The sequence below is a fragment of the Enterococcus sp. genome, assembly GCF_032555305.1.
GTDB lineage: Bacteria > Bacillota > Bacilli > Lactobacillales > Enterococcaceae > Enterococcus_A.
In genome coordinates, this window is the sequence record NZ_JAWGOQ010000001.1 from 39530 (window position 1) to 64076 (window position 24547).

Annotated in this window: 23 protein-coding genes; 5 read left to right on the forward strand and 18 right to left on the reverse strand. The window is 41.0% G+C overall.

The annotated features are described in order from the left end of the window. Positions 1-25: 25 nt before the first annotated feature. From E6139_RS00200 to E6139_RS00215, 4 genes are all read right to left on the reverse strand, one after another. Entirely contained in the window at positions 26-763 is a 738-nt protein-coding gene (locus E6139_RS00200; RefSeq protein ID WP_316401021.1) for an MBL fold metallo-hydrolase, read from the reverse strand. Beyond that, positions 760-1533, reverse strand: a complete 774-nt coding sequence (locus tag E6139_RS00205) for a DUF975 family protein (RefSeq protein ID WP_316401022.1) — start codon at positions 1531-1533, stop codon at positions 760-762. The genes E6139_RS00200 and E6139_RS00205 overlap by 4 nt, the downstream gene beginning before the upstream one ends. Positions 1534-1630: 97 nt before the next feature. After that, complete coding sequence (locus tag E6139_RS00210; protein ID WP_316401023.1) at positions 1631-1792, reverse strand: hypothetical protein; 162 nt, start codon at positions 1790-1792, stop codon at positions 1631-1633. A 70-nt stretch (positions 1793-1862) separates the two neighbouring features. Next, complete coding sequence (locus E6139_RS00215; RefSeq protein WP_316401024.1) at positions 1863-2942, reverse strand: M42 family metallopeptidase; 1080 nt, start codon at positions 2940-2942, stop codon at positions 1863-1865. Between the two features lie 125 nt (positions 2943-3067). Between E6139_RS00215 and E6139_RS00220 the strand changes: the two genes are divergently transcribed. Then, on the forward strand, positions 3068-3478 hold the full coding sequence (locus E6139_RS00220; protein WP_316401025.1) for an NUDIX domain-containing protein: 411 nt from the start codon (positions 3068-3070) through the stop codon (positions 3476-3478). 45 nt (positions 3479-3523) lie between these two features. On the opposite strand, the gene E6139_RS00225 is transcribed toward E6139_RS00220, so the two are convergent. Genes E6139_RS00225 through E6139_RS00235 form a run of 3 tightly spaced genes read right to left on the reverse strand, consistent with a single transcriptional unit; the run spans position 3524 to position 6763 of the window. Then, complete coding sequence (locus tag E6139_RS00225) at positions 3524-4696, reverse strand: ABC transporter permease (RefSeq protein ID WP_316401026.1); 1173 nt, start codon at positions 4694-4696, stop codon at positions 3524-3526. Continuing rightward, positions 4683-5819 (reverse strand): ABC transporter permease, encoded by a 1137-nt coding sequence (locus E6139_RS00230; protein ID WP_316401027.1) that lies wholly within the window; start codon positions 5817-5819, stop codon positions 4683-4685. The genes E6139_RS00225 and E6139_RS00230 overlap by 14 nt, the downstream gene beginning before the upstream one ends. An 11-nt stretch (positions 5820-5830) precedes the next feature. After that, positions 5831-6763, reverse strand: a complete 933-nt coding sequence (locus E6139_RS00235; protein ID WP_316401028.1) for an ABC transporter ATP-binding protein — start codon at positions 6761-6763, stop codon at positions 5831-5833. 163 nt (positions 6764-6926) lie between these two features. On the opposite strand from E6139_RS00235, the gene E6139_RS00240 reads away from it, so the two are divergent. Together E6139_RS00240 and E6139_RS00245 are read left to right on the forward strand one after the other, a co-directional pair. Then, positions 6927-8027 (forward strand): sensor histidine kinase, encoded by a 1101-nt coding sequence (locus tag E6139_RS00240; protein WP_316401029.1) that lies wholly within the window; start codon positions 6927-6929, stop codon positions 8025-8027. Between the two features lie 32 nt (positions 8028-8059). Further along, a complete protein-coding gene (locus E6139_RS00245) occupies positions 8060-8683 on the forward strand; it encodes a response regulator transcription factor (RefSeq protein ID WP_316401030.1) in 624 nt (207 codons plus the stop codon). Between the two features lie 100 nt (positions 8684-8783). Here E6139_RS00245 and E6139_RS00250 read toward each other — a convergent pair whose 3' ends face one another. From E6139_RS00250 to E6139_RS00285, 8 genes are all read right to left on the reverse strand, one after another. After that, positions 8784-9908, reverse strand: a complete 1125-nt coding sequence (locus tag E6139_RS00250) for a hypothetical protein (protein ID WP_316401031.1) — start codon at positions 9906-9908, stop codon at positions 8784-8786. Positions 9909-10306: 398 nt separating this feature from the next. Further along, positions 10307-11572, reverse strand: coding sequence for a D-alanyl-lipoteichoic acid biosynthesis protein DltD (gene dltD, locus E6139_RS00255; RefSeq protein ID WP_316401032.1), 1266 nt, complete (start codon positions 11570-11572; stop codon positions 10307-10309). Continuing rightward, entirely contained in the window at positions 11572-11805 is a 234-nt protein-coding gene (dltC, locus tag E6139_RS00260) for a D-alanine--poly(phosphoribitol) ligase subunit DltC (protein WP_088933251.1), read from the reverse strand. Before dltC ends, dltD begins: the two co-directional genes overlap by 1 nt. Positions 11806-12145: 340 nt before the next feature. Continuing rightward, on the reverse strand, positions 12146-13399 hold the full coding sequence (dltB, locus tag E6139_RS00265; protein WP_316401034.1) for a D-alanyl-lipoteichoic acid biosynthesis protein DltB: 1254 nt from the start codon (positions 13397-13399) through the stop codon (positions 12146-12148). After that, positions 13399-14910 (reverse strand): D-alanine--poly(phosphoribitol) ligase subunit DltA, encoded by a 1512-nt coding sequence (gene dltA / locus E6139_RS00270; RefSeq protein ID WP_316401035.1) that lies wholly within the window; start codon positions 14908-14910, stop codon positions 13399-13401. The genes dltB and dltA overlap by 1 nt, the downstream gene beginning before the upstream one ends. Before the next feature lie 44 nt (positions 14911-14954). Beyond that, positions 14955-15104, reverse strand: a complete 150-nt coding sequence (locus E6139_RS00275; protein ID WP_316401036.1) for a teichoic acid D-Ala incorporation-associated protein DltX — start codon at positions 15102-15104, stop codon at positions 14955-14957. Positions 15105-15329: 225 nt separating this feature from the next. After that, on the reverse strand, positions 15330-17342 hold the full coding sequence (locus E6139_RS00280; protein WP_316401037.1) for an FtsX-like permease family protein: 2013 nt from the start codon (positions 17340-17342) through the stop codon (positions 15330-15332). Further along, positions 17332-18099: an ABC transporter ATP-binding protein gene (locus E6139_RS00285; protein ID WP_316401038.1), complete on the reverse strand. Its 768-nt coding sequence runs from the start codon at positions 18097-18099 to the stop codon at positions 17332-17334. The genes E6139_RS00280 and E6139_RS00285 overlap by 11 nt, the downstream gene beginning before the upstream one ends. A gap of 421 nt (positions 18100-18520) precedes the next feature. Between E6139_RS00285 and nrdD the strand changes: the two genes are divergently transcribed. Further along, on the forward strand, positions 18521-20710 hold the full coding sequence (gene nrdD, locus E6139_RS00290) for an anaerobic ribonucleoside-triphosphate reductase (protein WP_316401039.1): 2190 nt from the start codon (positions 18521-18523) through the stop codon (positions 20708-20710). Positions 20711-20808: 98 nt separating this feature from the next. Continuing rightward, positions 20809-21411 (forward strand): anaerobic ribonucleoside-triphosphate reductase activating protein, encoded by a 603-nt coding sequence (gene nrdG, locus E6139_RS00295; RefSeq protein ID WP_316401040.1) that lies wholly within the window; start codon positions 20809-20811, stop codon positions 21409-21411. Here nrdG and dinB read toward each other — a convergent pair. The 3 genes from dinB to E6139_RS00310 form a co-directional block, all read right to left on the reverse strand. Then, positions 21403-22533 carry a DNA polymerase IV gene (gene dinB, locus E6139_RS00300; protein ID WP_316401041.1) on the reverse strand — a complete coding sequence of 377 codons (1131 nt, stop codon included), beginning with the start codon at positions 22531-22533 and terminating at the stop codon, positions 21403-21405. The two genes, nrdG and dinB, sit on opposite strands and share 9 nt — an antisense overlap. A gap of 215 nt (positions 22534-22748) precedes the next feature. Further along, positions 22749-23279: a type II toxin-antitoxin system Phd/YefM family antitoxin gene (locus E6139_RS00305; protein ID WP_316401042.1), complete on the reverse strand. Its 531-nt coding sequence runs from the start codon at positions 23277-23279 to the stop codon at positions 22749-22751. Between the two features lie 171 nt (positions 23280-23450). After that, a complete protein-coding gene (locus E6139_RS00310) occupies positions 23451-24485 on the reverse strand; it encodes an HTH domain-containing protein (RefSeq protein WP_316401043.1) in 1035 nt (344 codons plus the stop codon). Positions 24486-24547: the final 62 nt, after the last annotated feature.

Genomic DNA, 24547 nt, shown 5'->3' on the forward strand with positions numbered 1-24547 from the left:
CTCCTTATTATGAAATGAATTTTTCTTAAATCTCGAACACTTTATGTGGCTGAGCCAACTCAACAGGAATCCCTGCACTCGCAGCTGCGGCCTGTTGACGTAATTCTTCCAAATCACCATGCTGCGGCAAATGAGTCAAGACTAATTTTTTGACTGACGCATTTTTCGCAAAGGTACCAGCTTCGCCTGCGGTAAAGTGGGCCTTATGCCGTTCGTGGCCATCAAATAGATACGTATCCGCTAAAAACAGATCGGCTTCTTTGGCAAATTCATTGAAGGCTTCCAAATAACCGGAATCTCCTGTGAAGACAAAGACAGCTCCGGTTTTTTCCTCCACGAAGCGCATCGCATAGCAAGGTACTGGATGAATCGTCTTCATAAACGTAACAAGAAACGGTCCAAGTTTCAATTCTTCTGCTTCAAAGTAGGCACGTCCTTCAGTAACACCTTCCATGGTTAAATCATTGAAATGAAACTCGTCTTCCGTGTGCCCATAGATTGGTAGGATGGGCTTCGGTGTTTGCGTCGGATAAAGCTGCCAATAATACTGCAATACACCGAGATCCGCAATATGATCATGATGGTAGTGAGTCAAAATCACCGCATCCAAATCTAACGGATCAAGTTCCTTTTCCAACTCTACAAGTGTCGAACTGCCGGCATCCAATAATAAGTTAAAGCCATCGGATTGCAGCAAATAACTGGTCGTTCCTTGACCTTCATACGGATACGCACCAAGACAACCGAGTACGGTCAGTTTCATGCTAATTCCCCCTGATCAATCTTTTCCTTCAAGGCTTGGTCATAGAAAGCCGCGCTCGCAGTGTTCACATAGACTGCCACGAAAAGCAGCCCAACAACCAAAGCGACTAAACCTAAAATATACCAGCCGATGAATGACAATTGTAATAAGATATATTTCCCCCAGCGATCTTTCAACAATGACCATGCACGTTTGATACAATCTCCCACACTTAAGTCGGGATAATCAAATTTCACCCAAACAGCGAATTTGAAGATGATGCTGATAATGGTCGTTGCAAGTAAGAAGGCCAAAGTCAAAATAACATAAAGCCCTAATACGCCAATGTTCAGTAAGGTAGAAACATTCGCCGTACTGGTAACCCCGCCTGATGAAATCAATGAGAAATACACACTGCTTCCAGCTTGCAGCAGCAATGGAATAAAAAAGATCGCCGCTAATACGTATTGTACGATTTGCGCAAGAATATTGATCAGCATCAAGGGCACATAATAGCCCTGCTGAAAGACTACAAAAATTTGTCCTAATTCCGCTCTGCCGCCTCTTACCACATACAAACTGATGTAATAAAGCGCATAGCTGAAGGCAAAAGTTACCAGAATACTCAATAAGAACGAGATTCCAAATTGAAGATTCGTATTGTTGGTCATCGTTGAAACATTACCGATCGCTCCGGTTAATAAGCCAACAATCACCACTAATCCTACATTGATTCCCCATTGACCGTTTAATCGGTCTTTGGCTCTTTGACGATATTCACTTAGACGCATAAATTCACTTCCCCATCCTATTTCGATTCACTCACTGCCAAAACTTCCCCTACCGTAAAGGCAGAGGTCAGCAAGTGTCATTTCGTTCTTCATTCATTTATTGTAACGCTTCTATTTCTTTGGTTAATTGCTGTATTTTCTCTTTCAATCGTTTTGCTTCAAGGGCAACCGAGACATTTGCACCATTGAGTCGTTTAAATGTTTTCAACTCTTTTTTTAAATGATCTAGTTCTGTACGTTTTGTATCTATCTTATTCAAATCACATTTCTCCTTTGATATGAACCAACGGACATAAAACAAACAACAACTCGCTCTGGCTGAAGAATTTTTAATAGTTCTTGATTTCTCCCACCGTGTCGTAATCTAAACGAGCAACGACTTCAGTAACCAATTTGACTGTATTGAAATAATCATCTTCATGGATGACCGACGTATGTGAATGCAAATAACGTACCGGCACCGTGATGGCTAACGATGGCACACCATCACGGGTCAGATGCATTTGTCCCGCATCTGTTCCGCCGCCGGCAATCACCGTGTATTGGAATGGAATGTCTAATTCTTCGGCGATATCAATCACGAAATCCAATAGCTTTTTATGAGGCACCATTGATGCGTCGTAGATCAAAATCTGCGGTCCTTTTCCAAGAACTGAATCTGCCTCTTTCGGAGTCATTCCAGGAGTATCACCTGCTGTACCTGTATCCAAAGCAAAAGCGATATCGGGATTTACGATATGAGAGCTTGTTCTAGCCCCTCGTAATCCGACTTCCTCTTGCACATCACTGCCGGCAAACAGTACATTATGATGTTCACGTTTTGATAGATTTTCTAGGACACGCAGAGCCACAGCCGTTCCGATCCGATTGTCCCAAGCCTTCGCCAACAAGAATTTTGAGTCATTCATTCGTTGGTATTGGATATAGGGCGTCACCATATCGCCAGGGCGGATGCCCCATTCTTTGGCCTCATCGGCACTAGTCGCACCAATATCGATAAACATATCTTTGATTTCAAATGGACGTTTACGCGCTTCCGGTGTCAACACATGAGGTGGTTTTGAACCAATCACACCATGGATAATTTTTCCTTTGCGCGTTTTGATCTCAACTTGTTGCGCCAGCATCACTTGATTCCACCAGCCGCCGATCGTTTGAAATTCTAGAAACCCTTTTTCTGTGATCTTTGTAACCATGAAGCCGACTTCATCCAAGTGACCAGAGATGAAAACTTTTGGCCCACCTCCGCCACCATGCTTCGCGATGACGCTGCCTAAGCCATCAAAGAAAATATCGTCAGAAAACTCCTTCGCATAGCTTTTGAAAACCTCTCTGACTTCGTCTTCATTGCCAGCGATGCCGCGCGCAGAAGTTAAATCAATTAATAATTGCTCTTCCTTTTTCTCCACTATTACTCCTCCTAAAAATGCTGCTACATAAAAATAAGGGCAGTACCCTTTTTCGTTCTTAAATTAGTATACCATTGTCAAAAAAATCTGCGTAGTATGTTGTATAATCACTACGAGGTGATCAAATGGCGCGTTTATTGGCAATTGAATTAACGATGATGGTAATGATCGAGAATGAAGCAGGAGAAATCTTGGTTCAAGATCGGAGGAAAAAGGATTGGCCCGGCTGGACTTTCCCTGGCGGACATGTGGAGAAAGACGAAGGCAGCTATGCAGCCGCTTTGCGGGAGATCGAAGAAGAGACTGGGTATGCAATTCAACCAATCTTGAAAGGCACAGCAGAGTGGAATAACGTAAACAAGGAAACCCGAGAACTCGCTTTTCTTTATACTGCGATAGTCAAAAAGCAAGCTATTCCTGAAAATCTTTTTTGGGTTAAAAAAGCTGACCTGCAATCACAGCAGTTAGCGGGAACCTTAAATGAGCTGCTGCCGATCTTTTTTGGCGACGAACAGCAAATCTACTTTGAAGTATAAAAAATCAGCGTATCCAAATTCAGATTTGGACACGCTGATCTTTTATTATGCGTGAGCCTTTTTCAATGACCACGCCCCTTTTTCCCGCATTGTAATCATGTGGATTACCCAGAATGCTGCGGCAAATGCCAGCAGAACGCCAGAGTTGAATAAAAATTTATTCAAAAAGTGTTGATTGAAATTCATGGTTTTCCCGATCAGCTCATTGTTTTGGGCGAACCAATAAGTCGGTGTAAAGGCCGCTACTTTGTTGACGATATCTGGTAAAAACTGGCTCGGAACAAAGACCCCGCCGACAAAACAGCTTCCCATGATGAAGATATTGTTGATTCCCGTGATCGCGTCCTCATTTTGCATGACGCTGGTTATCATTACCGAGAAGCTGATAACCGCAATGAAAAATGCCACCGTATTTAATGCGAAATACCCCGTGACTTGGTCTAAACTCCCCTGAGTAATGAATACTACGAAGGCCAAAAACAGGACCAAGCAAAAGACCGAATAAATTAAATTTCCGATCGAGATCTTCCGAGACAGCTTGCGGCGAGAAATTGGTGAGCAGCTGTTCCGTCGTCGGATTTCTTCACGATTGAAGGCCAAATTCACCGCAGCATATCCACTAAAGATCGACATGAACATCCCATAAGCCAATAGATTATAAATTTGTCCTGTCACATTTTGTTTTTTCTTTTTATGATAAGTCGTATCAAAATGGACCTCTCCATCCTTGCTCAAGGTCGACTTTGTTTTCTTTAACAGAGTCGTTTGACTTTCTTGCGGCATTTGCTTTTGGTAGGTTAAATAGGTGTTGAGATAGCTATTGACAGTCGTATCGACTAACGATTTTGAAAATGTTGCAGGTCGAGTCTTACTGGCTAACTTGACTTGTTCGCCCTTTGCCAATTTTTCGGAGAAATCCTTTGGAATTTCTAAAATATATTCCACCTCGTCAAAGTACAACGCATCGTCTAATCTTTTTTGTGATGTGTCTTTTAATTTAACGATCGTATGTTGTTTACCTAAATAATCCACAAACTCCTTTTCAATCGCTGAATCATCTTTTGAAAGAATCGCAATTTTCGCACCTGTCAATTCTTCAGCATCTTGGGTTAATTGGCCGGCATAGAAAAAGGTGATCACTCCCATGATAATGACACCTAATAAAAGGCTGCCTTTTTTCTTTTTTAAAATTTCCAGGATCGCTTTATAAGTGGTCATATTGAACCTTCCTTTCAAAAGAGTAATTTAGCAGGATAAATACAACGCCAAACCCGGCTAACCACATCAGATTTATATAGAATGGACTCAACGATTGATAATAGAACAGCTGGTACAAGCTTTCACTAATCAGATTGACGATATTGATCCGACCTAAAAAGGGCAGATTCACATCGATCCAATATTTGATTGATTGAGAGCCCATCATACCGGCTAGGAAACTCATGATCATGGAGATGGAAATACCGATCGAGATCTTTTGCTGAAAATCTAATTTTGACAAGGCATTGCCGATCAAGTTTCCAAAGGAAATGGCGGTGAACGCGCCTAAACCGCAGACAAGTAAAATGTAGTTCCAATGGTCACCGAATTCGACTTGATAAACAAATCGATAGAATAGTAAAATCAACACGGTTTGGACGTAGAATAAGACAAAACTAGCCAGCATATTGGCAGTAGAAACAAGTAATTTATTCCGCGGAATCAAACACAGCCGCAGACCCTCTGGCGATTGGTTCGCCTGCTGGTCGTTCGCATTTCTAAGCCCCCACATAAAACCGTACATAATGGTCATCCCAACTAGGGTAAAGAAATAGAAAGACTTCAGATTAAAATTACCCGTTCCATTGCCATCCTTAACGTAATTTTCTTGCTGGAGTAATTGCCCCACCTCTTGAGGCTGAACTTGCCCTGTCGCCATCAGAGTCTCGACTTTATCCGTATTTTGCAAATATTGATTAAGCACTTCTTTTAAAACAGTCTGTTGAGTATCGCTTTTGCTGACGAACAGCTCGATATTTTTATTATCGATCTCAAAGTAGCCTGAGATTTTATCATTTGAAAGCTGATTTTGTGCCTTTTTCTTCGTCATTTCTTTGCTTTTAAAGATTACCTTGTCATCCTGCTTGATTTCTTTTAAGACAGCTTCAAAGCGTTCCTGATTTTCCTCGCTTGACGAAACGATTCCTACCGTTGATTGTTCCACTGTCCCAATCTTATCGAGATCACTGAAAGCAAGATTGAATAGCAATCCCAATACGACCGGAAAAGCGAAGGTCCAAAATAGCAAACTGCGGTTTCTCAACAAAACCCGTAGTCGATACGTAAATAAACGAATAAACATTTTAGCTCCTCCTAATCTCTCAATTCTTTTCCAGTAATTTCTAAAAAGACATCATTCAATGTCGCCTCTTGCGTATGGATATTGGCATACATGATTTTTTCAGCTTCGAAATAATTTAAGATCGGCAGCAACGCTTCCTTCAGCTCTTTTGTCGTTACACTTAGATAACTTTCATCATATGTAACATCAATAATTGATGGAAAAACACCGACTGCTTCGACTTGCTCGCGCGTCAATCCTGGCACTTCAATAATCAGTTTTTCATTCTCACGAACCATGTTCTTCAATTGTTCTTTACTGCCTTCTGCAATGACTTGCCCTTGGTCGATGATGACGATGTGGTTACATAAAATCTCGACCTCTTCCATATAATGGGTCGTATAAACGATTGTCGCACCCTGGCGATTCAACTCTTTGATGCTGTCTAAAATTTTATTCCGACTTTGTGGATCGACTGCTACGGTTGGTTCATCTAAGAAGATCAACTCAGGCTTATGCACGATCCCGCAAGCGATATTCAGTCGACGCTTCAACCCGCCACTTAGCTGCTTCGGATAAAATTTGCGAAACTCTTCTAAACCTACCAGTTGGATTACTTCTTCAACGTATTGTTCACGCTTATTTTTGTCTTGAACATACAGACCGCAAAAATATTTGATATTATCCGTGACAGACAACTCTTCAAAAAAAGCAATCTCCTGAGGAACGACACCGATTTTTTGTTTGATGGCATATTTTTCCGGTCCCATTTCTTCTCCGAAAATCTTAATTGAGCCGCGATCATACGTTAACAACGACAATACACAATTGATGGTCGTTGATTTACCGCTCCCGTTTGGTCCCAGCAACCCTAAGATTTCTCCTTTTTTTACTGATAAGTTCAAATGATTTAATGCGGTGAAGTCACCGTAGCGTTTCACTAAATTTTCGATTTCGATCAACATTTGAAAAACCCCTTTTCCTTTTCTTCTTACATTTACTATAATAAAATTAGAAACTTTCCAGTAGTGAGTTTGCGCCAATCATAAGATGACAAATGTCATTATATGCATAGCGACCGTGACGAAAATCTCTAATCGTTTTTTACGATCATTAAAAGGAGCGGCAATGAAAAATTTAAATAGTTATTGGACGGATTTTTTCTTTTTAGAAATGATCGGCATCCTGTTACTTTTTCAACAAAATTTTCAACAGCAAATGGTGGTCTATCTCTTGGCGAGTATTCTTTTAGCTGGTCCTGCTTTACTGCTCAAAAAGTCGTTAGGACAAGTATTTGGTGTTTTTCCGTTATTGATTCTGAGCTTTTTCTGGCCGACGCTGCTCGTTTTTCTGCCGGCAAACTTAAGAATTGCCTGGCGTGAAGAAGTGATTTGGAGCTGGGCACTCATTGTTTTAGTCATCCCCTTGCTTCAAGACGCCTACTCATCCCCTGAACGACTGCTAGTTTTATGCTTAAATTGCTTTGCCATCCTGCTAGCTTGGCGCGGCAAAAAAAAAGAAGATATTAGAGAAGCCTTATTGCAGCTGAAGGATGATAGTTGGGAAAAACAAGAGCTGTTAAAACAAAAAAATCACGAGCTGGTGCAGTCGCAGGAAACCTTCATTGATTTGGAGATTTCCGAAGAACGGAATCGAATTGCTCGTGACATCCATGACAATGTTGGTCATTTATTATCCAGTGCCATCATTCAACTAGGAGCGATCGAAGCCATCAATCAGGCAGACAACCTAAAAAAACCGTTGAATCAATTAAAAACAACGATTCATACGGGTATGGACAATATTCGTGAGAGCGTTCATGATCTCCATGAAACTTCTCTCTCTTTCTCAAAGGGGTTAGACTTATTAATAGAAGATTTTCAGTTTTGTGATGTTGAGATTCGGGGAAATATTCCAGAAAAAATGAGTCAAGAACAGGAACGGACATTATTAATGGTTCTGAAAGAAGCCTTCGCTAATGTGATGAAACACAGTAACGCGACGAAAGTTACACTCTCTTTCAATGAATTACCCGCCTTCTATCGCTTGCAGATTCTTGATAATGGAACGCTGACTAAAAAAAGCGGCAAGGGAATTGGTTTGAAAAGTATGCGACAAAGAGTGGAACAAATCGGTGGACAGCTCCATGTCTCCCAGACCCTAGATAACTTTCTAATCCATGTGGTGTTGCCAAAAGATACACACTCGGCTTTTCACAGCATCCACTAATCAAAAAAGCACTTTAAACGAGGAGGTTTGCCATGATTCACGTTGTCGTCGTTGATGATGATCCGTTAGTAACGGAATCATTGAAAACTATTTTAGAAATATCGGATGAGATCCAAGTTGTAGGCACAGGAAACTCTGCCTCAGAAGCAGTCAAGCTGTACTTGCAGGGACGCCCTGATGTTTTGCTAACAGATATTCGTATGGGAGAAAGTACTGGAATTGAAGCGGCAAAGGAAATCTTTAAGCAAGTACCAGATGCTGTGATCCTGTTGCTGACAACTTTCTCCGATGATGAATATATCCGAGAGGCCTTGCAAATCGGTGTCAAAGGTTATTTGATCAAACAGGATCTTGCTAGTATCGTTCCAGCAATCAAAGCTGTTTACAACGGGCAAACCGTGTTTGGAACAGAGATCGTCGGGAAACTAGCCTCGATTTTGACAGATCAATCTCCGCGTAAACAATCGACGATCGAATTGTCCGAACGGGAAGAAAGCATATTGATCGCTGTTGCCAATGGAAAAAACAACAAAGAGATTGCCCTAGAGTTATTTTTAAGTGAGGGCACTGTACGTAATAATATCAGCCAACTGCTGGAGAAATTAGAAGTCCGTGATCGCACACAGCTGGCGATCTTCTATTATAAGCACTATTAATAAAACTACCGTCGGAACCTAAGGAGAATTCTTCTGCTTAGGTTCTTTTATTAGGTTCATCGGAGGTACGGCAACTAAATCGAATGCGGAAGTAGCAGCTTTACTTCCTTTTCTTTTTATTTTTTTTGCCATTCTTATTTTTCTTATTTTTACTGTTGCCTTTTTGAATATTATTCTCTCTATTCTCAATCAAAGATTGGGCGTAAGCTTGTTTTGCTGTAAGCCGTTTACGCTTTTTAGGTTTCTTTTGATCCGTGGCTGGTGGATCAGAAACCCCAGTTGAACTCTTCGATTGGGAGCTATCATTTAACGCTGGTTGTGGCGAGTTCGAGTCTATCACAGGCTCCAATATTGGCTCTTGCATTTCTACATCTTCATCCGACTGCGTCACTTCCGATTCTTGTTCAGTAAAGACTACATGAACATCCTGCAAACTAACCACATCTGGATGACCCACTCGGATCATGGCTAATAGCTCCTTTTCGCTTAAGACTTCGGGATCAAAGCTTTCTGAGACAACGATTTCTATCGTCTTCCTTTCTCTTGATTCGGCTTCCGAATTTTGAACAGATTCCACCTGTGACTCGTCTTGCACTTCCTCTTCGTCTAACGTCTCTATTGTTCCTGGACGATTCGCTTTAACAAGCGTCATAAAGCGTCTTACACCGGTAGCGGTTTCAAAAAGATCCACGGTTGTCATGATTTCTAGAATTTTATTGATTTCTGCTTTTGATCGTCTTTCGTCCGCATCTCGGAGCGTCAGGGTATGTTTTTTTCCGGCAGCATCTTCAAATACTGAGACTAGACGAATGGTATGATCCGGGTTCTTGACTTCATTTGTCCCTGGAGTATCTAAAATTTTTTTATATGAACGAGCTTCCTCGGATAAACGATAATATTCCTTCTTATCTGCAAATAAGCGACGGATAACTTTATCCCAATCGCCTCTTTTTTTGAAATAATCTTCAAAATAACTACAGTATTTCCGCATCACGTCATTAGGTCCGGCCGTCATGAATAAATCACAGATTAGCTCTCTACAGAGAAACGAAAAGTCCGTTGTGACAAGGGCATTTCGCATCATGGTAATAACGAGATATTTGATGACAGATGACACATCTTGAGAAAATTCGAAATAACTGATGATTTTGGCTTCAAGTGTACTGGGCTTCATGCCTAGTAACTGTCTCTGAGATAGTGGTGTTTTCTGCTCTTTTGCTTTCATGTAAATCCGCTCCTTCTTTTCCAACAATGTATGCGTTTTATTTCTTCAAAAAAATCATAACGCTAGATGCTAGAATTGGCGAGATTTTAATTAAGCGATGCTAGAAGCCAAATAAAAAAGAACCCATTTTGCGGCTATTTTTAAATTAAATGGATTTATTAAAAAAAACAGATCAATCTTCCTGTTTTTCTTCCTTGTTATACTGGTTCTCAAATAAAAAGAACACCGATAAACTGTTGTCGATCATATCGCTGCTCATTTTTTTGTTTGTGAAACGAATAAATCAGGCGGAAAAATTTCAGCATTAAATGATGAAAAAAATCATCCAGTTCTTCAGAATCGTACTTATAAATAAGAAAAGACAGCCACAAATTTAAAAATTGTGACTGCCTCATTTTTTATTTTATTGCTTCTGGATTCATCTCTTGCCATTCTTTGCTTAAGAAATATTGATTATTGATTCGATAGTCTTCCGCTTTTGATTGATGATCCTTCAAATATGGTGCGATTTTTTTATCTGCTGCTAACCAGCCCTTCCAGCCTAAGTGGATCGTATCTTGCATGAAATACGGGGTGTTTTGCTGGTTAGAGTAATCAGCGATATGGTTAAATCCTTGCGAAGTCAATTGATATTTGATCTTAGCAGAGAATTGCTGCAGCATCTCATTTGAAAGCCCAGTGAATTTCGCCCAACGTCCATTGACTGGCGGAATAATAAAGAGCGCATCACTATGTTCTTTCGCTAATTGATCTAATGCCAATTGAAAATCAGAGAACTCTGGCGAGTAACGATAATCCCATTCCTTTTGCGAATCAGCAAAACGATTCATATGCGGTTTAATCCGTTGCTTATAGAAATGTTGCTGAATCCCAAACTCATTTCCTTCAGTTGCCCGCTTTCCTAAACGATCAGCTAAAGTATTCAGTTCACTTTGATTATAATCTTCAGGTAAGGCCTTAACATTTTTATCGATCGCGTCCTGCTTGCTGATCATTCCGATCGTACTGAATAGTTCATCTTCTCTTTCCAACATGTTCATTTTTAGTTTGCTAAAGGCGATGTCGGTCTTGTCTGGCAGATCGCCCTTCATGACCGCATTCAGCATCCGTTCTAAACGATTATCTTTTCTTACCACTCCATAATGGGTCAAACGTTGCGCCAAATATTGATCGCTAACTTGAACCTTTTTTAGATTCAACAGCCAGTTCAAGGTTTGTTCTGGGGAATAGTAGGCATCAAAGTAATCGCGTTTGATGCCGTTTTTAACAAACCACTGTGGTGAAATGATGAAAACGACCTTTCGATCCTTTAACTCATTTCCCAACGACTGCATCATCATAAATTGTGTTAGTGATTGAGTTCCTGGTGCTCCCATCAAAAAAGGCGTATAGCCGCGATCATACTTTTCGGCTAGAACCGAAGGATGGAATGGACTAATCCGGCTCAATTCAGAGGAACCAAAGAACGGTACATAATTATCGGTACTAAGAGCTTCTTTTGTAATACTGTTTCCTCGCAGAACATTTCCCGCCATCGAACTTGAAGCAGCTTTGATCAGCTTTGGATCGTTGCTGTTAATTTTAAACGGTGAAAAAAACAGAAGAACCAATAATACTGCCGCTAAAACAATCGGCCCAAAGATACCGAAGAGTTTCTTTTTCATTAGGCTTGCAAAGCTTTCACTTGTTCAATAATTTTATTTGGTGTGTTCCATTGAGCGCGGTCAAACTCTGAAACAGGAACTTGCACGCCTAATTGCCCTTCAATCTCAACCAATAGTTGAACGGTCGCTAATGAGTCCATCAAGCCTTCTTCAAACAGATCTACCTCTGGATTGTCTCTTACTTCATCCGTTCCTGTGATATCTTCTAAAATACTAAATAATGTGTCTTCCATGTTACTCGCTCCATTTCGTGTTTTTGTAATTAGTAATTGTATTTCTTTTTCTATTCTTTCTATCATTACTATCCGTGCCATGTCGGCTAGCTCATATCTAAATAATCATTTTTTAAGAGCAAAAAATGTTTTTTTCGTTCGCATACCATCCGGCTAAACTGTTCACACTATATCTAGTCTTTAAATCATTACATCAGTTTGAATTTTAACAAACTGCTAAAAGCCGGACTGGCAGCTAGCTCATATTTAAGGAATCATTTTTTTAAGAGCAAAAATGTTTTTATTTTCGTACGCATACCATCCGGCTAAACTGTTCACGCTATATCTAGACTTTAAATCATTACATCAGTTTGAATTTTAACAAACTGCTAAAAGCCGGACTGGCAAATAAGTTGTGAAATAATAACTTATCCAAAAAGCCTGAGAAGATTAAAAAGCTCAAGCAGACCGCATTGAAGGTTAAGAAAATCGCCAACGCGTGGGTAAATTTATTGGATGGAATCTGTTTTTTGTGCTTCTTCTTGAAGCGCAGCCACGCATCGGTTAAACAAATCAAGGCAGCGTGGTAGAATCCATATAAAATATAGTACCAAGTCAAGCCATGCCATACGCCCATGATCAAGAATAAGGCAAAGTAGCCAACATTTGACGCTACGATTCTGCTCTTGAAGGTTTTCTTTTTGATCAAGGTGAACATCAAGCGCATATAGATGTAGTCACGGAACCAGAAGGACAAGGTCATATGCCAACGATTCCAGAATTCCTTGATGTTCCAAGATAAGAACGGCTTGTTAAAGTTTGGCGGTGTTTCGTATCCCATCAATTTGCTGGTACCAACCGCAAACAAACTATAACCGGCAAAATCGAAGAACAAGTACATGCTGTAAACATACATATACCCGACTAAGCCCCAAGAGATTCCGCCATGCTGCATCGCCATGCGATCAACAATTGGCAGCAGAACTTGACCGAAGTAATAGCCGATCACGAATTTATATAAAAAGCCGACAAAAATATCATGAACACCAGCGCCTAATAGGTCCACGTATTTTTCTGGTGCAGGCGGTTCCTTTAAATCCTTCTCAAAGCGACGATAACGGTCAATCGGACCTGAAGAGATTGTTGGGAAGAACAGCAGGAATTTGATGTAATTCAACGGGCTGTATTCCTTGATCATGCCATCGCGCATTTCCATAATAATTTGAACCGACTTAAACGTTAGGTAAGAAATACCCAGAAAGCCAAAAATGGAATTTTGTCCATCTAGAAAGGGTGTCACCTTGACTAGAATCAACGGTACGATACTTAAAAAGACCGCGAAGTAAAAGACACCAGCTTGATTCTTGTTCTTACGATAGTGGTTGTAGCACCAAACTAAAATACTTTGGAAAATTACATAGCCGATCAGCGCCAATCCTTGACGATAATCTTTTCCACCAAAGGAAATATAAAGAAAGAACAGCGTGATTAGTGATTGATACCAGCCGATTCGTTTGCCTCGTATCAGCAAACTTAAGATCAGCGGCAGCAAGGTCACAAACAAAATAATGAAATAAGTCGGTGACGCATAAGGTACCATGTGAGGGATCAGCATTAGCTATTCACCTCGTTGATTAGTCTCTTGCGGTCAATCTTGCCATTCGCTGTCAGCGGCAATTGATCCACATAGATAAATTTTTGCGGGATCATATACTCCATAACGCCTTCTGCCAATTCTTCTTTGACTGCTTTCGTTAACTGATAGGCTTTTTCGAACTCGTTGTCGTTGGCAACGACATAGGCGACGAGTTGTTGGACCTTGTGATCTTGATATTTCGGAACAACGGTCGCTTGCTTTACATAAGAAACCTTTTCCAAATGATGATCGATGTCTTCCAATTCGATTCGGAAGCCGTGTAGCTTCACTTGAAAATCAATTCGCCCCTCATATAACAGCAACCCGTCATTCTGAAGACGTCCGGCATCGCCAGTGTGATACGCTGGAACACCGTCAATTTCAAAGAAGGCCGCTGCGGTTTTTTCCGGATTGTTCATATAGCCTTTAGAAACGCTTGGACCTTTGATGATGATCTCGCCTGAAGCGCCCTTTTCCGCTACTTGATCTTCGTCGTAGATTAATACTTCCGTGTCTTCCTTGATGTAGCCAATCGGCACACGATCATATTTTTTCAATACCTCTTCTGTCACTTCAATTTGCGTCATGGCAACTGTTGCTTCAGTTGGACCGTAAGTATTGAAGACTTTCGCATTCGGGAAGCGCCGCAATAATTCTTCGGCTGTCTTACGTGGTAGCTCTTCGCCGCAGAATTGGAAGATTTTCAAAGAAGGAACATGCTCACCGTCAAAGGCCTTTTCCATTAAACAAATATCCATGAATGATGGTGTTGAAACCCAAACCTCCAAATCTAACTTCGGCAGAAAGCTGAATAATTTCTTGAAATCGTTGATGACTGTTTTTTCCATTGGTATCAAAGTTCCTCCGCTGCAAAGCGCCGGATAAACACTCATCACAGAAAGATCGAAGGAGTAAGGCGCTTGTGATAAGAAACGCATCCCCGTTTCGATCCCAAAATCCTTCAAATCCCAATTGACGAAGCTCAACAGATTCTTATGGCTAATCTGAACACCCTTTGGTACACCAGTCGTACCAGAAGTGAAAATGATATAAAAAGTATCGTCATCCACGACTGGCTGCAACGCTTCTTTTTCATATTCTGTTGCAAAGATCTCTGCGAGTTCGGTTGGTGAAACGACCGGGATGTCTACATCAATTTCTTCTGGCCATGGCAAAACACTTAAGACCATCGCTGGCTGTGCTACTTCTAAAATTAATTGAATCCGATCTAGTGGTGTGTTTGATTCGATTGGAATATAGGCATGACCACTTTTAGCGGCTCCTAAGAAGCTGGCGATCATTTCAAATTCCAATTCACCAAAGACGACGATCGGTGTCTTCGCTGCTGCGTTTTTGTTCAAATACTGTGCCAAGTTATCTGACCATTGACTCAAGGTCTGATAACTGAACGCTGCTGTTTCTGATTGATACGCAATCGCCTCTGGTGTTTTCTTTGCCCATTGGTCGATTGCTGTGATGATATTTTGCATGATTGTCCCCCCGTTCAGTTCAAGAACGAACTCTTTTCAATCCCTTAAAATTCGTTATAGATAAAATTACCGCCTTGGATACTCTTGTAATGGTATAAGTAAACTAAAATCAAAAGGACGGCAAAGTAGAAAAGCGTCTTTCCAATAAAGCTTAACCAGTAACGAGTAGCCGGGCGTTTAAAGTATTCCTTCATTCGATCGCCCTCTCCTTTATTTAGTACTCATTATAGGAGCTTGCCAAAAATCTACCATTTCTTCCTCTTACATAGAACGCTTTCAAACGAACAGTTTTGTCACATCCACAAAACGAAAAAATGACTATTTGGTATAGTTGAAACCAACCTGGATAATTAAAAAAGAGCTGCCTAATTGCGAAACACACAACAAGGCAGCTCTTTTTATAAAAATTTTTTCGTTTTCTATAAAACCTTTTTCTGATAGACACAAGTCGCCCAATAGAACAATCCATAGACTATCATCATCAAGCCGCAAAATAAATAAACAAAACCATAGTTAGCATCTTTAGCGATGTGGGAGATGACCGAGATGGCTAAAACACTATGGATCAAAGCTAAAATCGCCGGAATGAAGAAAACGACTCGATTCTCGCGCTTGATCTCTTGATAGATCGTTTTATCTGGAATCCCCATTTGCCGCAACAAGCTGTATTTTTTCCGCTTTTGCTTGAACTCAGAGAGCTGCCGCAAAGTTACCATGCTGGCTGTTGCAATAATGAAGGTCGCAGTCACAAAGGTCACTACGAATAGAACCAGCCCCATGCTGCTGCGAGTCGCTCGATAGACTTCTTGACGAGAGCTATATTCCGATCGATAAATCGTTGAACCATCTTTTTTCGTTCCTTCCCCTTCAGTAATATTCCCGACAATCTGATTGTTTTTCCAGGAAAGATCATAATGGATCGGATAGTCCCAATCTCCTTTAAGATTTTGGTGAACCAGCTGATTTAGTTGACCCTCAAACGATCGCTCCACATCGATCGCTTCAATAGTATAGTAATGTCCTTGAATCTCTGCAAAAACTTCATCAGAAACAACGATCATCCCCGTTCCGTACCGCAGGCTAGGATCACCAAAAAAGTTTGGCAAGCTCTTTTGAACAGTCAAGTTTCGATGCTTCAGATAGATTACTTTACTGTAACGAACGTAATCGCTGAAGTAGCGCTGATAAGAACTCAAAACAACCGTCGAATGAGGCGTTTTCAGTTGGATATCCTGCAAGGTCGGATTCACTTTTTGAAAGGCACGATAATCAGAAAGAGAGATCATATCCATGACTTCTGGCTGCGAATTGATTCCCTCGCCAGAAATCTCCACACTTTGCTTAGCGGGAACGGCTTTGAAATGCAGGGATTGGCTCTGATAAGGTGCCACATCTTGTAGCTTGGGGGTAAACTTAGCATAGCTTTCACTGGTAAGCATCAATGAAGCTGGCGCGATTTCATTAACTGAACGCATTTCTAATGAAACGATTGCTGCCATCCCGCCTAAAATTGCTAATGCCAAACCCAGCGCAACAGTGATCGAACCTAAAAACCGCCATTCACTAAATAGCCGCAGCTGCCATTCGCTTCTTGATAACATGCCCAGATTTTTATTCAAACGCTTCGGCCGATAAGAATTGTACCAGCGCAGTGTGAAGGCAAAAAACAAATAACTGCCCACTACACAAAATAAAAAGATGAGCAGCATCAATACTGCGTTGCCCTGTAATAAGCCGAAGGAATCACTTGCCCAACGAGCCAGGCTGATATAGACCAGCGCCATTCCCCAGCCAGTCAGCAACAACAAAGCCCCGATGGCTCCCATGATTTTCTGCCAAAGCGGCACCTTCATTGCTTGAATCTTTCGCAGTTGAAGTTTCTTCAAATGGGAGAATTTATAGCCTGATACTAGCCAGAGAATTTGAAATGAAACAACTGCTAAAATAAAGAGCACCACTAATCCTGTAGCGACGATCGCATCGGTCGATAAAAAGAAGTGGACTTGCAATGGCAAATCCATCGCTTTTACTAAAATCATACTAAAAAGCTTGGATAGCAGAACGCCTGCTCCGATCCCGATCACAAATGAAAAAATCCCGATGAAAAAAATTTCCAAAATGAACCAGAGACAGATTTGATAATAACTCAAACCATAGAGATGGAAAATGCTGATGTCCTTGCGGCGATTCTCAATAAAAAAGCGATTGGTATTCGCCATGAAAAATAGCAAGATCAAAACAACAGCAAAGCTGCCGAAACCCAGCATGCCCACCAGCTGCGTATTTTTCCCGGCACTGCGGATCAAGGGCTGCTCATAAGTCATCGCGATAAAAGAGTAATAGACCATGACCGCAAAAATCAGACTAAAGAAAAATATTAAGTAATTCGACAGCTGTTTTTTGAAGCCTCGCCAAACAATACTAATCAGCATTCGCCTTTCCACCTCCGCCGATTGTAGCCTGCATATCGATAACCTTTTCAAAAAAATCCTTCCTAGATGAGCGCCGTACGATCTCCGAGAAGAAGCGCCCATCCTTGATGAACAAGACTCGATTACAATAGCTTGCTGTGAATGGATCGTGGGTCACCATCAAGATAGTTGTTTCTTCATGCAAATTAACCTCATCTAAATAATTCAAGAATTCTGTAGCCGCCTTCGAATCCAAAGAACCTGTTGGCTCATCCGCAAATAGAACCAACGGACGACTGATCAAGGCGCGAGCTGCTGCCGTCCGCTGCTGCTGGCCGATCGAGATCTCCTCTGGATAGCGCTCCAAAATCTGTTCGATCTTCAAGATTCGCGTTAAGCGCTGGACGCGTTCTTCAATCTCTTCATAAGAAAGCTTGCTGACAGTCAGCGGTAAAATAATGTTATCCCTCACTGTCAGACTATCGATTAAATTGAAGTCCTGAAAAATGAAGCCGAGATTTTCCCGTCTAAAATCAGTCAGACGATTTTCACGCATTTGCGTGATATCCGCACCATCGATTTTTACTGAACCCATCGTTGGCAATGAAATCGTCGACAGAATATTCATCAAAGTCGTCTTACCGGCTCCGCTAGGTCCCATAATTCCGACAAATTCACCTTTTTCTACAGTAAAGTTCAAATCATTCAAAACAGTGACCTTATTATTACGTGTGCCGAAGCTTTTACTAAGATGCTGCACATCGATCATTTTTTTCATTGGTTCCTCCCATATTCGTTCTATTCGAATGCCATATAGCTTACAACTAGAGCTTGCTAGTTACACGAATCATCTTTCAGTAGAGCATTCAGGTGAAAATTTCAACAAACAATGAAACAAAAACCTATTTTTGATATCCAAAATTTTTTCTTTATGGTATCATATTTGGGGCAGATTCCCATGTGAAACGTCCTTCAATAATCTTACAAATTTTTCACTTTTTCGGTAAAATATTTTTAAGTTATTTTATCTCAAATAGAAGCTTGACCTCATCAGCTTTCTTTCATCTTTCAGTAAACAAACACACTATATATGGTGTGTTTTTCTTTTTTATCCGAAAAAAGATACCATATATCGTTGCAACCACGTCAGAAATACTATATGATTGATAATGAACTTTAGAGGAAATGGAGTGTTTGCAATGATGGAAATCCACACAAAAGATTCGTTAATCAACGAATATCAGCCGTCGCTAAAAAATATTAAGGTCGTAAAACGTGATGGTCGTCACACAGCCTTTGATGATCAAAAAATTTATGATGCTTTGATCAAAGCAGAAACGAAAATTAAAGGATCAGTCGATCCATTGGCTCATGAACGTATTCAGTCAATCGTTGAACGCGTAGACGCAGAAATTTCAGAACGTTTCACTAGCGATATTAAAATTTATGAAATTCAAAACATTGTGGAGCATACATTATTAGAACACAACGAATATGAGTTAGCAGAAGAATATATCAATTATCGGACACGTCGCGACTTCCAACGCAGCAAAGCGACCGATATCAACTTTACGATTGGTAAATTGATCAACAAGGATCAAACTGTCGTGAACGAAAATGCCAATAAGGATAGTGATGTCTTTAACACACAACGCGATTTGACAGCTGGAATCGTTGGCAAATCAATTGGTTTGAAGATGCTGCCGCCACACGTGGCGAATGCTCATCAAAAAGGTGATATCCATTACCATGATCTGGACTACCATCCATATACTCCGATGACCAACTGCTGTTTGATTGACTTCAAAGGCATGTTGAACAACGGCTTCAAGATCGGAAATGCGGAAGTTGAAAGTCCAAAATCAATCCAAACAGCGACTGCCCAAATCTCGCAAATCATCGCCAACGTAGCATCAAGCCAATACGGCGGATGTTCGGCGGATCGTACTGACGAGCTATTAGCTCCTTTTGCGCGCCTAAATTACGCAAAACACTTAAAAGATGCGGAAGAATGGATCGATGATCCTGAAAAACAAAAGGCTTTCGCAAAACAAAAAACCCGTAAAGATATTTACGATGCGATGCAAAGTTTAGAATATGAGATCAATACTTTATTCACATCAAATGGACAAACACCATTCACTTCTCTAGGCTTCGGTCTTGGAACAGACTGGTTTGAACGTGAAATCCAAAAAGCGATCCTGCAAATCCGCATCGAAGGTCTAGGCAGCGAAAAACGCACAGCGATCTTCCCTAAACTGATCTTTACTTTACGTCGTGGAACAAACTTGAATCCAACTGATCCAAACTACGACATTAAAGAATTAGCATTAGAATGTGCAACAAAACGGATGTATCCAGACATCTTGAACTACGATAAATTGATTGAATTAACCGGCAGCTTCAAAGTGCCAATGGGCTGTCGTTCATTCCTACAAGGCTGGAAAAATGAACAAGGTGAAGAAGTCAATGCGGGTCGTATGAACCTTGGTGTAGTTACGTTGAACTTACCGCGAATCGCGTTAGAGTCTGGCGGCAACAAAGAAAAATTCTGGTCATTATTAGAAGAACGTCTGCAAATCGCAAAAGACGCACTAGTCTTCCGGATCGATCGTTGTAAAGAAGCAACACCGGCAAACGCACCGATTCTTTATCAATATGGCGCATTCGGCAAACGTCTGAAACGGACAGATGCAGTCAATGAATTGTTCAAAAACAAACGAGCAACGATTTCTCTAGGCTATATCGGTCTTTATGAAGTTGCCAGCGTCTTTTACGGCGGCGAATGGGAAGGAAATCCAGAAGCGAAAGACTTCACTATCGACATCATGAAAGACTTGAAGGAACACGCCGATGCATGGGGCAACGAATATGGGTATCACTTCAGTGTTTATTCAACACCGAGTGAAAGTTTGACAGACCGCTTCTGCCGTTTAGATACAGAACGCTTCGGGATCGTTGAGAATATCACGGACAAGGACTACTATACAAATAGTTTCCATTACGATGTTCGTAAAAATCCAACACCGTTTGAAAAATTAGACTTTGAAAAAGACTATCCTAAATATTGCTCTGGCGGCTTCATTCATTATTGTGAATACCCTGTTCTGCAACAAAATCCAAAATCATTGGAAGCTGTTTGGGACTACGGTTACGATCGTATTGCATATCTTGGTACGAATACACCAATCGATCACTGCTACGAATGCGGCTTCGAAGGCGACTTCAAGCCAACCAAACGCGGCTTTGAATGTCCACAATGCGGCAATCACGATCCAAAATCATGTGATGTAGTGAAACGGACTTGCGGCTACTTAGGAAACCCTCAAGCACGTCCAATGGTTCACGGTCGTCACGAAGAAATCGCCTCACGTGTAAAACATATGTAAAAACGCTCAATGGATCTTGTCCATTGAACCAAACAGAAATACGATTGACAGGGACGGCGCTCTTTGCCGCTCCCTGTTTTACTTGAAAGGGGAAAAATATGCGTAATCCTAAACCAAAAGAATGGCTGGCCAGCGAATTGAGCCAACAATACATTGCTGATTATAAGGCCTTTAACTTTGTCGATGGCGAAGGCGTCCGCAATAGTCTCTATGTTAGTGGCTGTCCCTTTGCCTGCGAGGGATGCTTCAATGCTGCCTCGCAAAATTTTCGTTATGGCAAGCCCTTCACCCAAGAACTAGAAGATCAGTTGATTGCGGATACTGCTCACGATTACGTCCAAGGGGTGACCTTCTTAGGCGGTGAGCCTTTCTTAAATACGCAAGTCTGCTTAAAAGTAATCGACCGTCTCCGCGCTGAATTTGGCGATACAAAAGATATCTGGTCATGGAGCGGTTATACCTTTGAAGAACTGCTACAGGACAGTGAGGACAAACTGGAGATGTTGAGTAAGATTGATATTCTCGTAGATGGTCGCTTTGATCTCTCAAAGAAAAATCTGATGCTGCAATTCCGCGGCAGCTCCAATCAACGAATCATCGATGTCAAAAAATCATTGGCTCAAGGTGAAGTCGTGATCTGGGAAAAGCTGCACGATTCGGAAAAGGCCTTTGAACAAATCAAAAAGAGCGAACTAATTTGATCGCTCTTCACGTTCTTCCCATAGCGGGAGGACAATATTCTCATACGCAACGGGATCTAGATTGGTCAAGGTAATACCGACTAATCGGATCCCTTTTTCTACGCCGCCGATCTCTTCCCAGATCAAGCTCGCTTGAGAAAACAATTCTTCTTTCTTTTCTATGTAATACGGAAGTGTGACTCGCCGCGTAACTGTTGTATAATCCGCATAACGAACTTTCAGGACGACCGTTTTTCCATGCCGCTGGACGCGCTTCAATGAGCCTTCAACTTTTTCAGCCAACTGTCTTAATTGGCTTAATACCTCATCATCTGTCGCTAACGGACGACCATACGTATGTTCCTTGCCGACAGATTTTCGCTCACGGGTGATACTAACCGGTGAATCGTGGATACCTCGAACTTTTCGATACAACGAATAACCCATCTTGCCGAATTCCTGAATCAAGAACATTTCACTCTTCTCGTAAAGATTCTCGCCAGTAAAAATACCCAGCTCGTTCATCTTAGGTACGGTCTTCTTGCCGACCCCGTGAAATTTTTCGATCGGCAATCGCTTCAAGAATACCACTGCTTCTTCCGGTGAAATCACTGTCATTCCCTGCGGTTTTTGATAATCCGAAGCCAGCTTCGCTAAAAACTTATTGTAGCTGACACCCGCAGAACAGGTTAATTGCAGCTCCTGCCAAATATCCTGCTGGATCAAGCGAGCGATCTTGATCGCGGAACGCGCGTTGATCTTATTTTCCGTCACATCAAGATAGGCCTCATCAATGGAGACAGGTTCGATGATATCGGTATAGCGATGAAAAATTTCTCGTACCTGCTTTGAGACCGCACTATATTTCGCATGATCACCAGGCTTAAAGATCGCCTGCGGGCACAGCTCATAAGCTTTCTGGGCACTCATCGCCGAATGAATCCCATAGATCCGCGCCTTGTAATTAGCCGTCGTCACGACGCCTTTACCGCCTGTATCAGAAGGATGACGAGCGATCACCAACGGATGCTTTGCCAACTCAGGATCATCGCGCTCTTCGACAGAGGCGAAAAAGGCATCCATGTCGATATGAATAATTTTTCGCGATGTATCATTTTTCAAGGGAAAAACCAATTCAGCCATTTGACTCGCCTCCTTCAGCAGTTTTGTTACTCTCATTATAACCGAACGTTTGTTCACGGACAATTATTCATGCTGAAAGTAAAAGGAATTTAAGAATCCACCTCTGTCATCAACGTTTCCGCATGTTAATTACAAAAAAACGATCTCTCTTTCATCACTAGCAATAAAAGAAGATCGTTCAGTTTCATTTTATTCGGTATGAAAAAAATTGAGCATCAACGCTCAATCAGATTCACTTTACGGATCATTAGTTTATCAGCAGAACCCCGTTGGAATTCCTGCGGTTCGCCAAAAATCTCGGCATAGATGACCTTATTATGCTCCCGACGACGCAATTGATAAATAATTTTCCCAGTGTCTTCTAGTTCTTTCATCATTTCCGTTACACCGCCAAAGCCGGTTTTTTTAGTGATAAAACCAGTTGCCACCATACGTTCATCTAAGTAGCGGGCTGATATAACAGAACCCTTCGCCAATGTCGTTCTTAAAGCTGTAGCCAGCTCTTCTAATTCTTCTGGAACCGGTAATTCACGCTCCACTGGTTGATATAAGGTATCTCGTAAAGTATCTAATTCTTCTACCAATGCTTCATATTGTTCTTTTGTCAGCATCACACCAGCAATTTTTTCGCGATTAAAAATATAAACCCCGGTCTCTGCCTTACGAGCTTGAGCAAAAACATCCATTGGAGATTTTTTTACTTCTGTAATTGAAGATGTCGGAACATCTAGTTTTCGTAAGCCCATTCTGCTCTCCTCCTACTTTCTAGCCCTTCTGCTAGAAGAACTACCCCTTATTTTCAATTGTTCCCACTCTATAAATCACGTTAGTCACTAAACAACATGCTAAATAGAATGATACTCTTATCGTAGTCCTAATCATTATAGCATAACCTTTCTTGAAGAAAAATCTTCACCTTAGTTTCCACCATCCGCTAAAAATGTCTGATACCTTTCTTGAATTAATAGCGAAGATTCTAAGTTAGGTGTCGTTTTAAATACCACCTGATGGCTTGCAAACACGATATTTTTCAAAGCTAAGGCCAGTTCATCTATTCGGGAATTATTCAACATAGGTAGTTGTCGTTTTAATTCTTTACTTAAATGTTGATAGTCTGGCGTAACTGCTCCCTGCTGCCGTTTTGCATTGAAGAGCGCTAAAGGCAAACCTTGATGTATTCCGATAAAAAGATCAAAGAGCTTCACTCTGAATATATTCTTTAATAGTTCACTTTCCCAAGCAATTGCATCTTCAATAATCCGACTTGCTTTCCTAACTTCCAGATATAAGACAGTTTGGTGCTTCTGATGACAATGATAAAATTCAGTAAACAGCACAAAATGATAACGCAGATGATCAAAGAAGAAATAAACCGCTAGTTGCTCCTGGACTTTATATTTCTCAATGAAATGGTTAATCATCAGGTTGTCTGGAAACAACGCTTTGTCAAACGATGCAGCAGATTGATGTTTATAATACTGATCCATTTGTTGATAAATCTCCCATTCATCAAAATAATAAAACTCTCTCAAATAGCGTAATTGTAGAAATAGGATAATAGCTGGATCACCTAGCAAATTCCCTGTTCGTCCTTTTGCCCAGAGATTTAAAGAAATCAAGCGTCGATTTAACCTTCTTACTTTTGTATACTTCATTTCTGTAGAGGTTAATCCCCAAAGAAATTGTTTAAACAATTGAAAGAGCGGGTCCTCAGTCAATATCGTCCGATGAAGCTCTAGGTAATGTGGATAATGTTGGCGATTAATCCGCCACGAAGTTTCTTTTACAACATACCCTTTATGCTCCAAATCACCAATAGAACGTCTAACGGTTTTTATACTTATTTCTAGTTTTTTAGCCATTTCTTTTATCTTGTACTGTTCATCATTTATTAATTCAAGCAGTTGCAAATATTGCTGCGTTTTCTTACTGATTATTAATTGCCAGATCATCTTTAGCATCCCCTCTTCTACTCATTGTAATTCTTCTAATTTAAAAGTATCACAAGTGCTAT

Coding starts and splice junctions, on each gene's coding strand:
- E6139_RS00200 (WP_316401021.1), bottom strand. CDS start 763: ATGAAACTGACCGTACTCGGTTGTCTTGGTGCGTATCCGTATGAAGGT.
- E6139_RS00205 (WP_316401022.1), bottom strand. CDS start 1,533: ATGCGTCTAAGTGAATATCGTCAAAGAGCCAAAGACCGATTAAACGGT.
- E6139_RS00220 (WP_316401025.1), top strand. CDS start 3,068: ATGGCGCGTTTATTGGCAATTGAATTAACGATGATGGTAATGATCGAG.
- E6139_RS00225 (WP_316401026.1), bottom strand. CDS start 4,696: ATGACCACTTATAAAGCGATCCTGGAAATTTTAAAAAAGAAAAAAGGC.
- E6139_RS00230 (WP_316401027.1), bottom strand. CDS start 5,819: ATGTTTATTCGTTTATTTACGTATCGACTACGGGTTTTGTTGAGAAAC.
- E6139_RS00235 (WP_316401028.1), bottom strand. CDS start 6,763: ATGTTGATCGAAATCGAAAATTTAGTGAAACGCTACGGTGACTTCACC.
- E6139_RS00240 (WP_316401029.1), top strand. CDS start 6,927: ATGAAAAATTTAAATAGTTATTGGACGGATTTTTTCTTTTTAGAAATG.
- E6139_RS00245 (WP_316401030.1), top strand. CDS start 8,060: ATGATTCACGTTGTCGTCGTTGATGATGATCCGTTAGTAACGGAATCA.
- E6139_RS00250 (WP_316401031.1), bottom strand. CDS start 9,908: ATGAAAGCAAAAGAGCAGAAAACACCACTATCTCAGAGACAGTTACTA.
- dltD (WP_316401032.1), bottom strand. CDS start 11,572: ATGAAAAAGAAACTCTTCGGTATCTTTGGGCCGATTGTTTTAGCGGCA.
- dltC (WP_088933251.1), bottom strand. CDS start 11,805: ATGGAAGACACATTATTTAGTATTTTAGAAGATATCACAGGAACGGAT.
- dltB (WP_316401034.1), bottom strand. CDS start 13,399: ATGCTGATCCCTCACATGGTACCTTATGCGTCACCGACTTATTTCATT.
- dltA (WP_316401035.1), bottom strand. CDS start 14,910: ATGCAAAATATCATCACAGCAATCGACCAATGGGCAAAGAAAACACCA.
- E6139_RS00275 (WP_316401036.1), bottom strand. CDS start 15,104: ATGAAGGAATACTTTAAACGCCCGGCTACTCGTTACTGGTTAAGCTTT.
- E6139_RS00280 (WP_316401037.1), bottom strand. CDS start 17,342: ATGCTGATTAGTATTGTTTGGCGAGGCTTCAAAAAACAGCTGTCGAAT.
- E6139_RS00285 (WP_316401038.1), bottom strand. CDS start 18,099: ATGAAAAAAATGATCGATGTGCAGCATCTTAGTAAAAGCTTCGGCACA.
- nrdD (WP_316401039.1), top strand. CDS start 18,521: ATGATGGAAATCCACACAAAAGATTCGTTAATCAACGAATATCAGCCG.
- nrdG (WP_316401040.1), top strand. CDS start 20,809: ATGCGTAATCCTAAACCAAAAGAATGGCTGGCCAGCGAATTGAGCCAA.
- dinB (WP_316401041.1), bottom strand. CDS start 22,533: ATGGCTGAATTGGTTTTTCCCTTGAAAAATGATACATCGCGAAAAATT.
- E6139_RS00305 (WP_316401042.1), bottom strand. CDS start 23,279: ATGGGCTTACGAAAACTAGATGTTCCGACATCTTCAATTACAGAAGTA.
- E6139_RS00310 (WP_316401043.1), bottom strand. CDS start 24,485: ATGATCTGGCAATTAATAATCAGTAAGAAAACGCAGCAATATTTGCAA.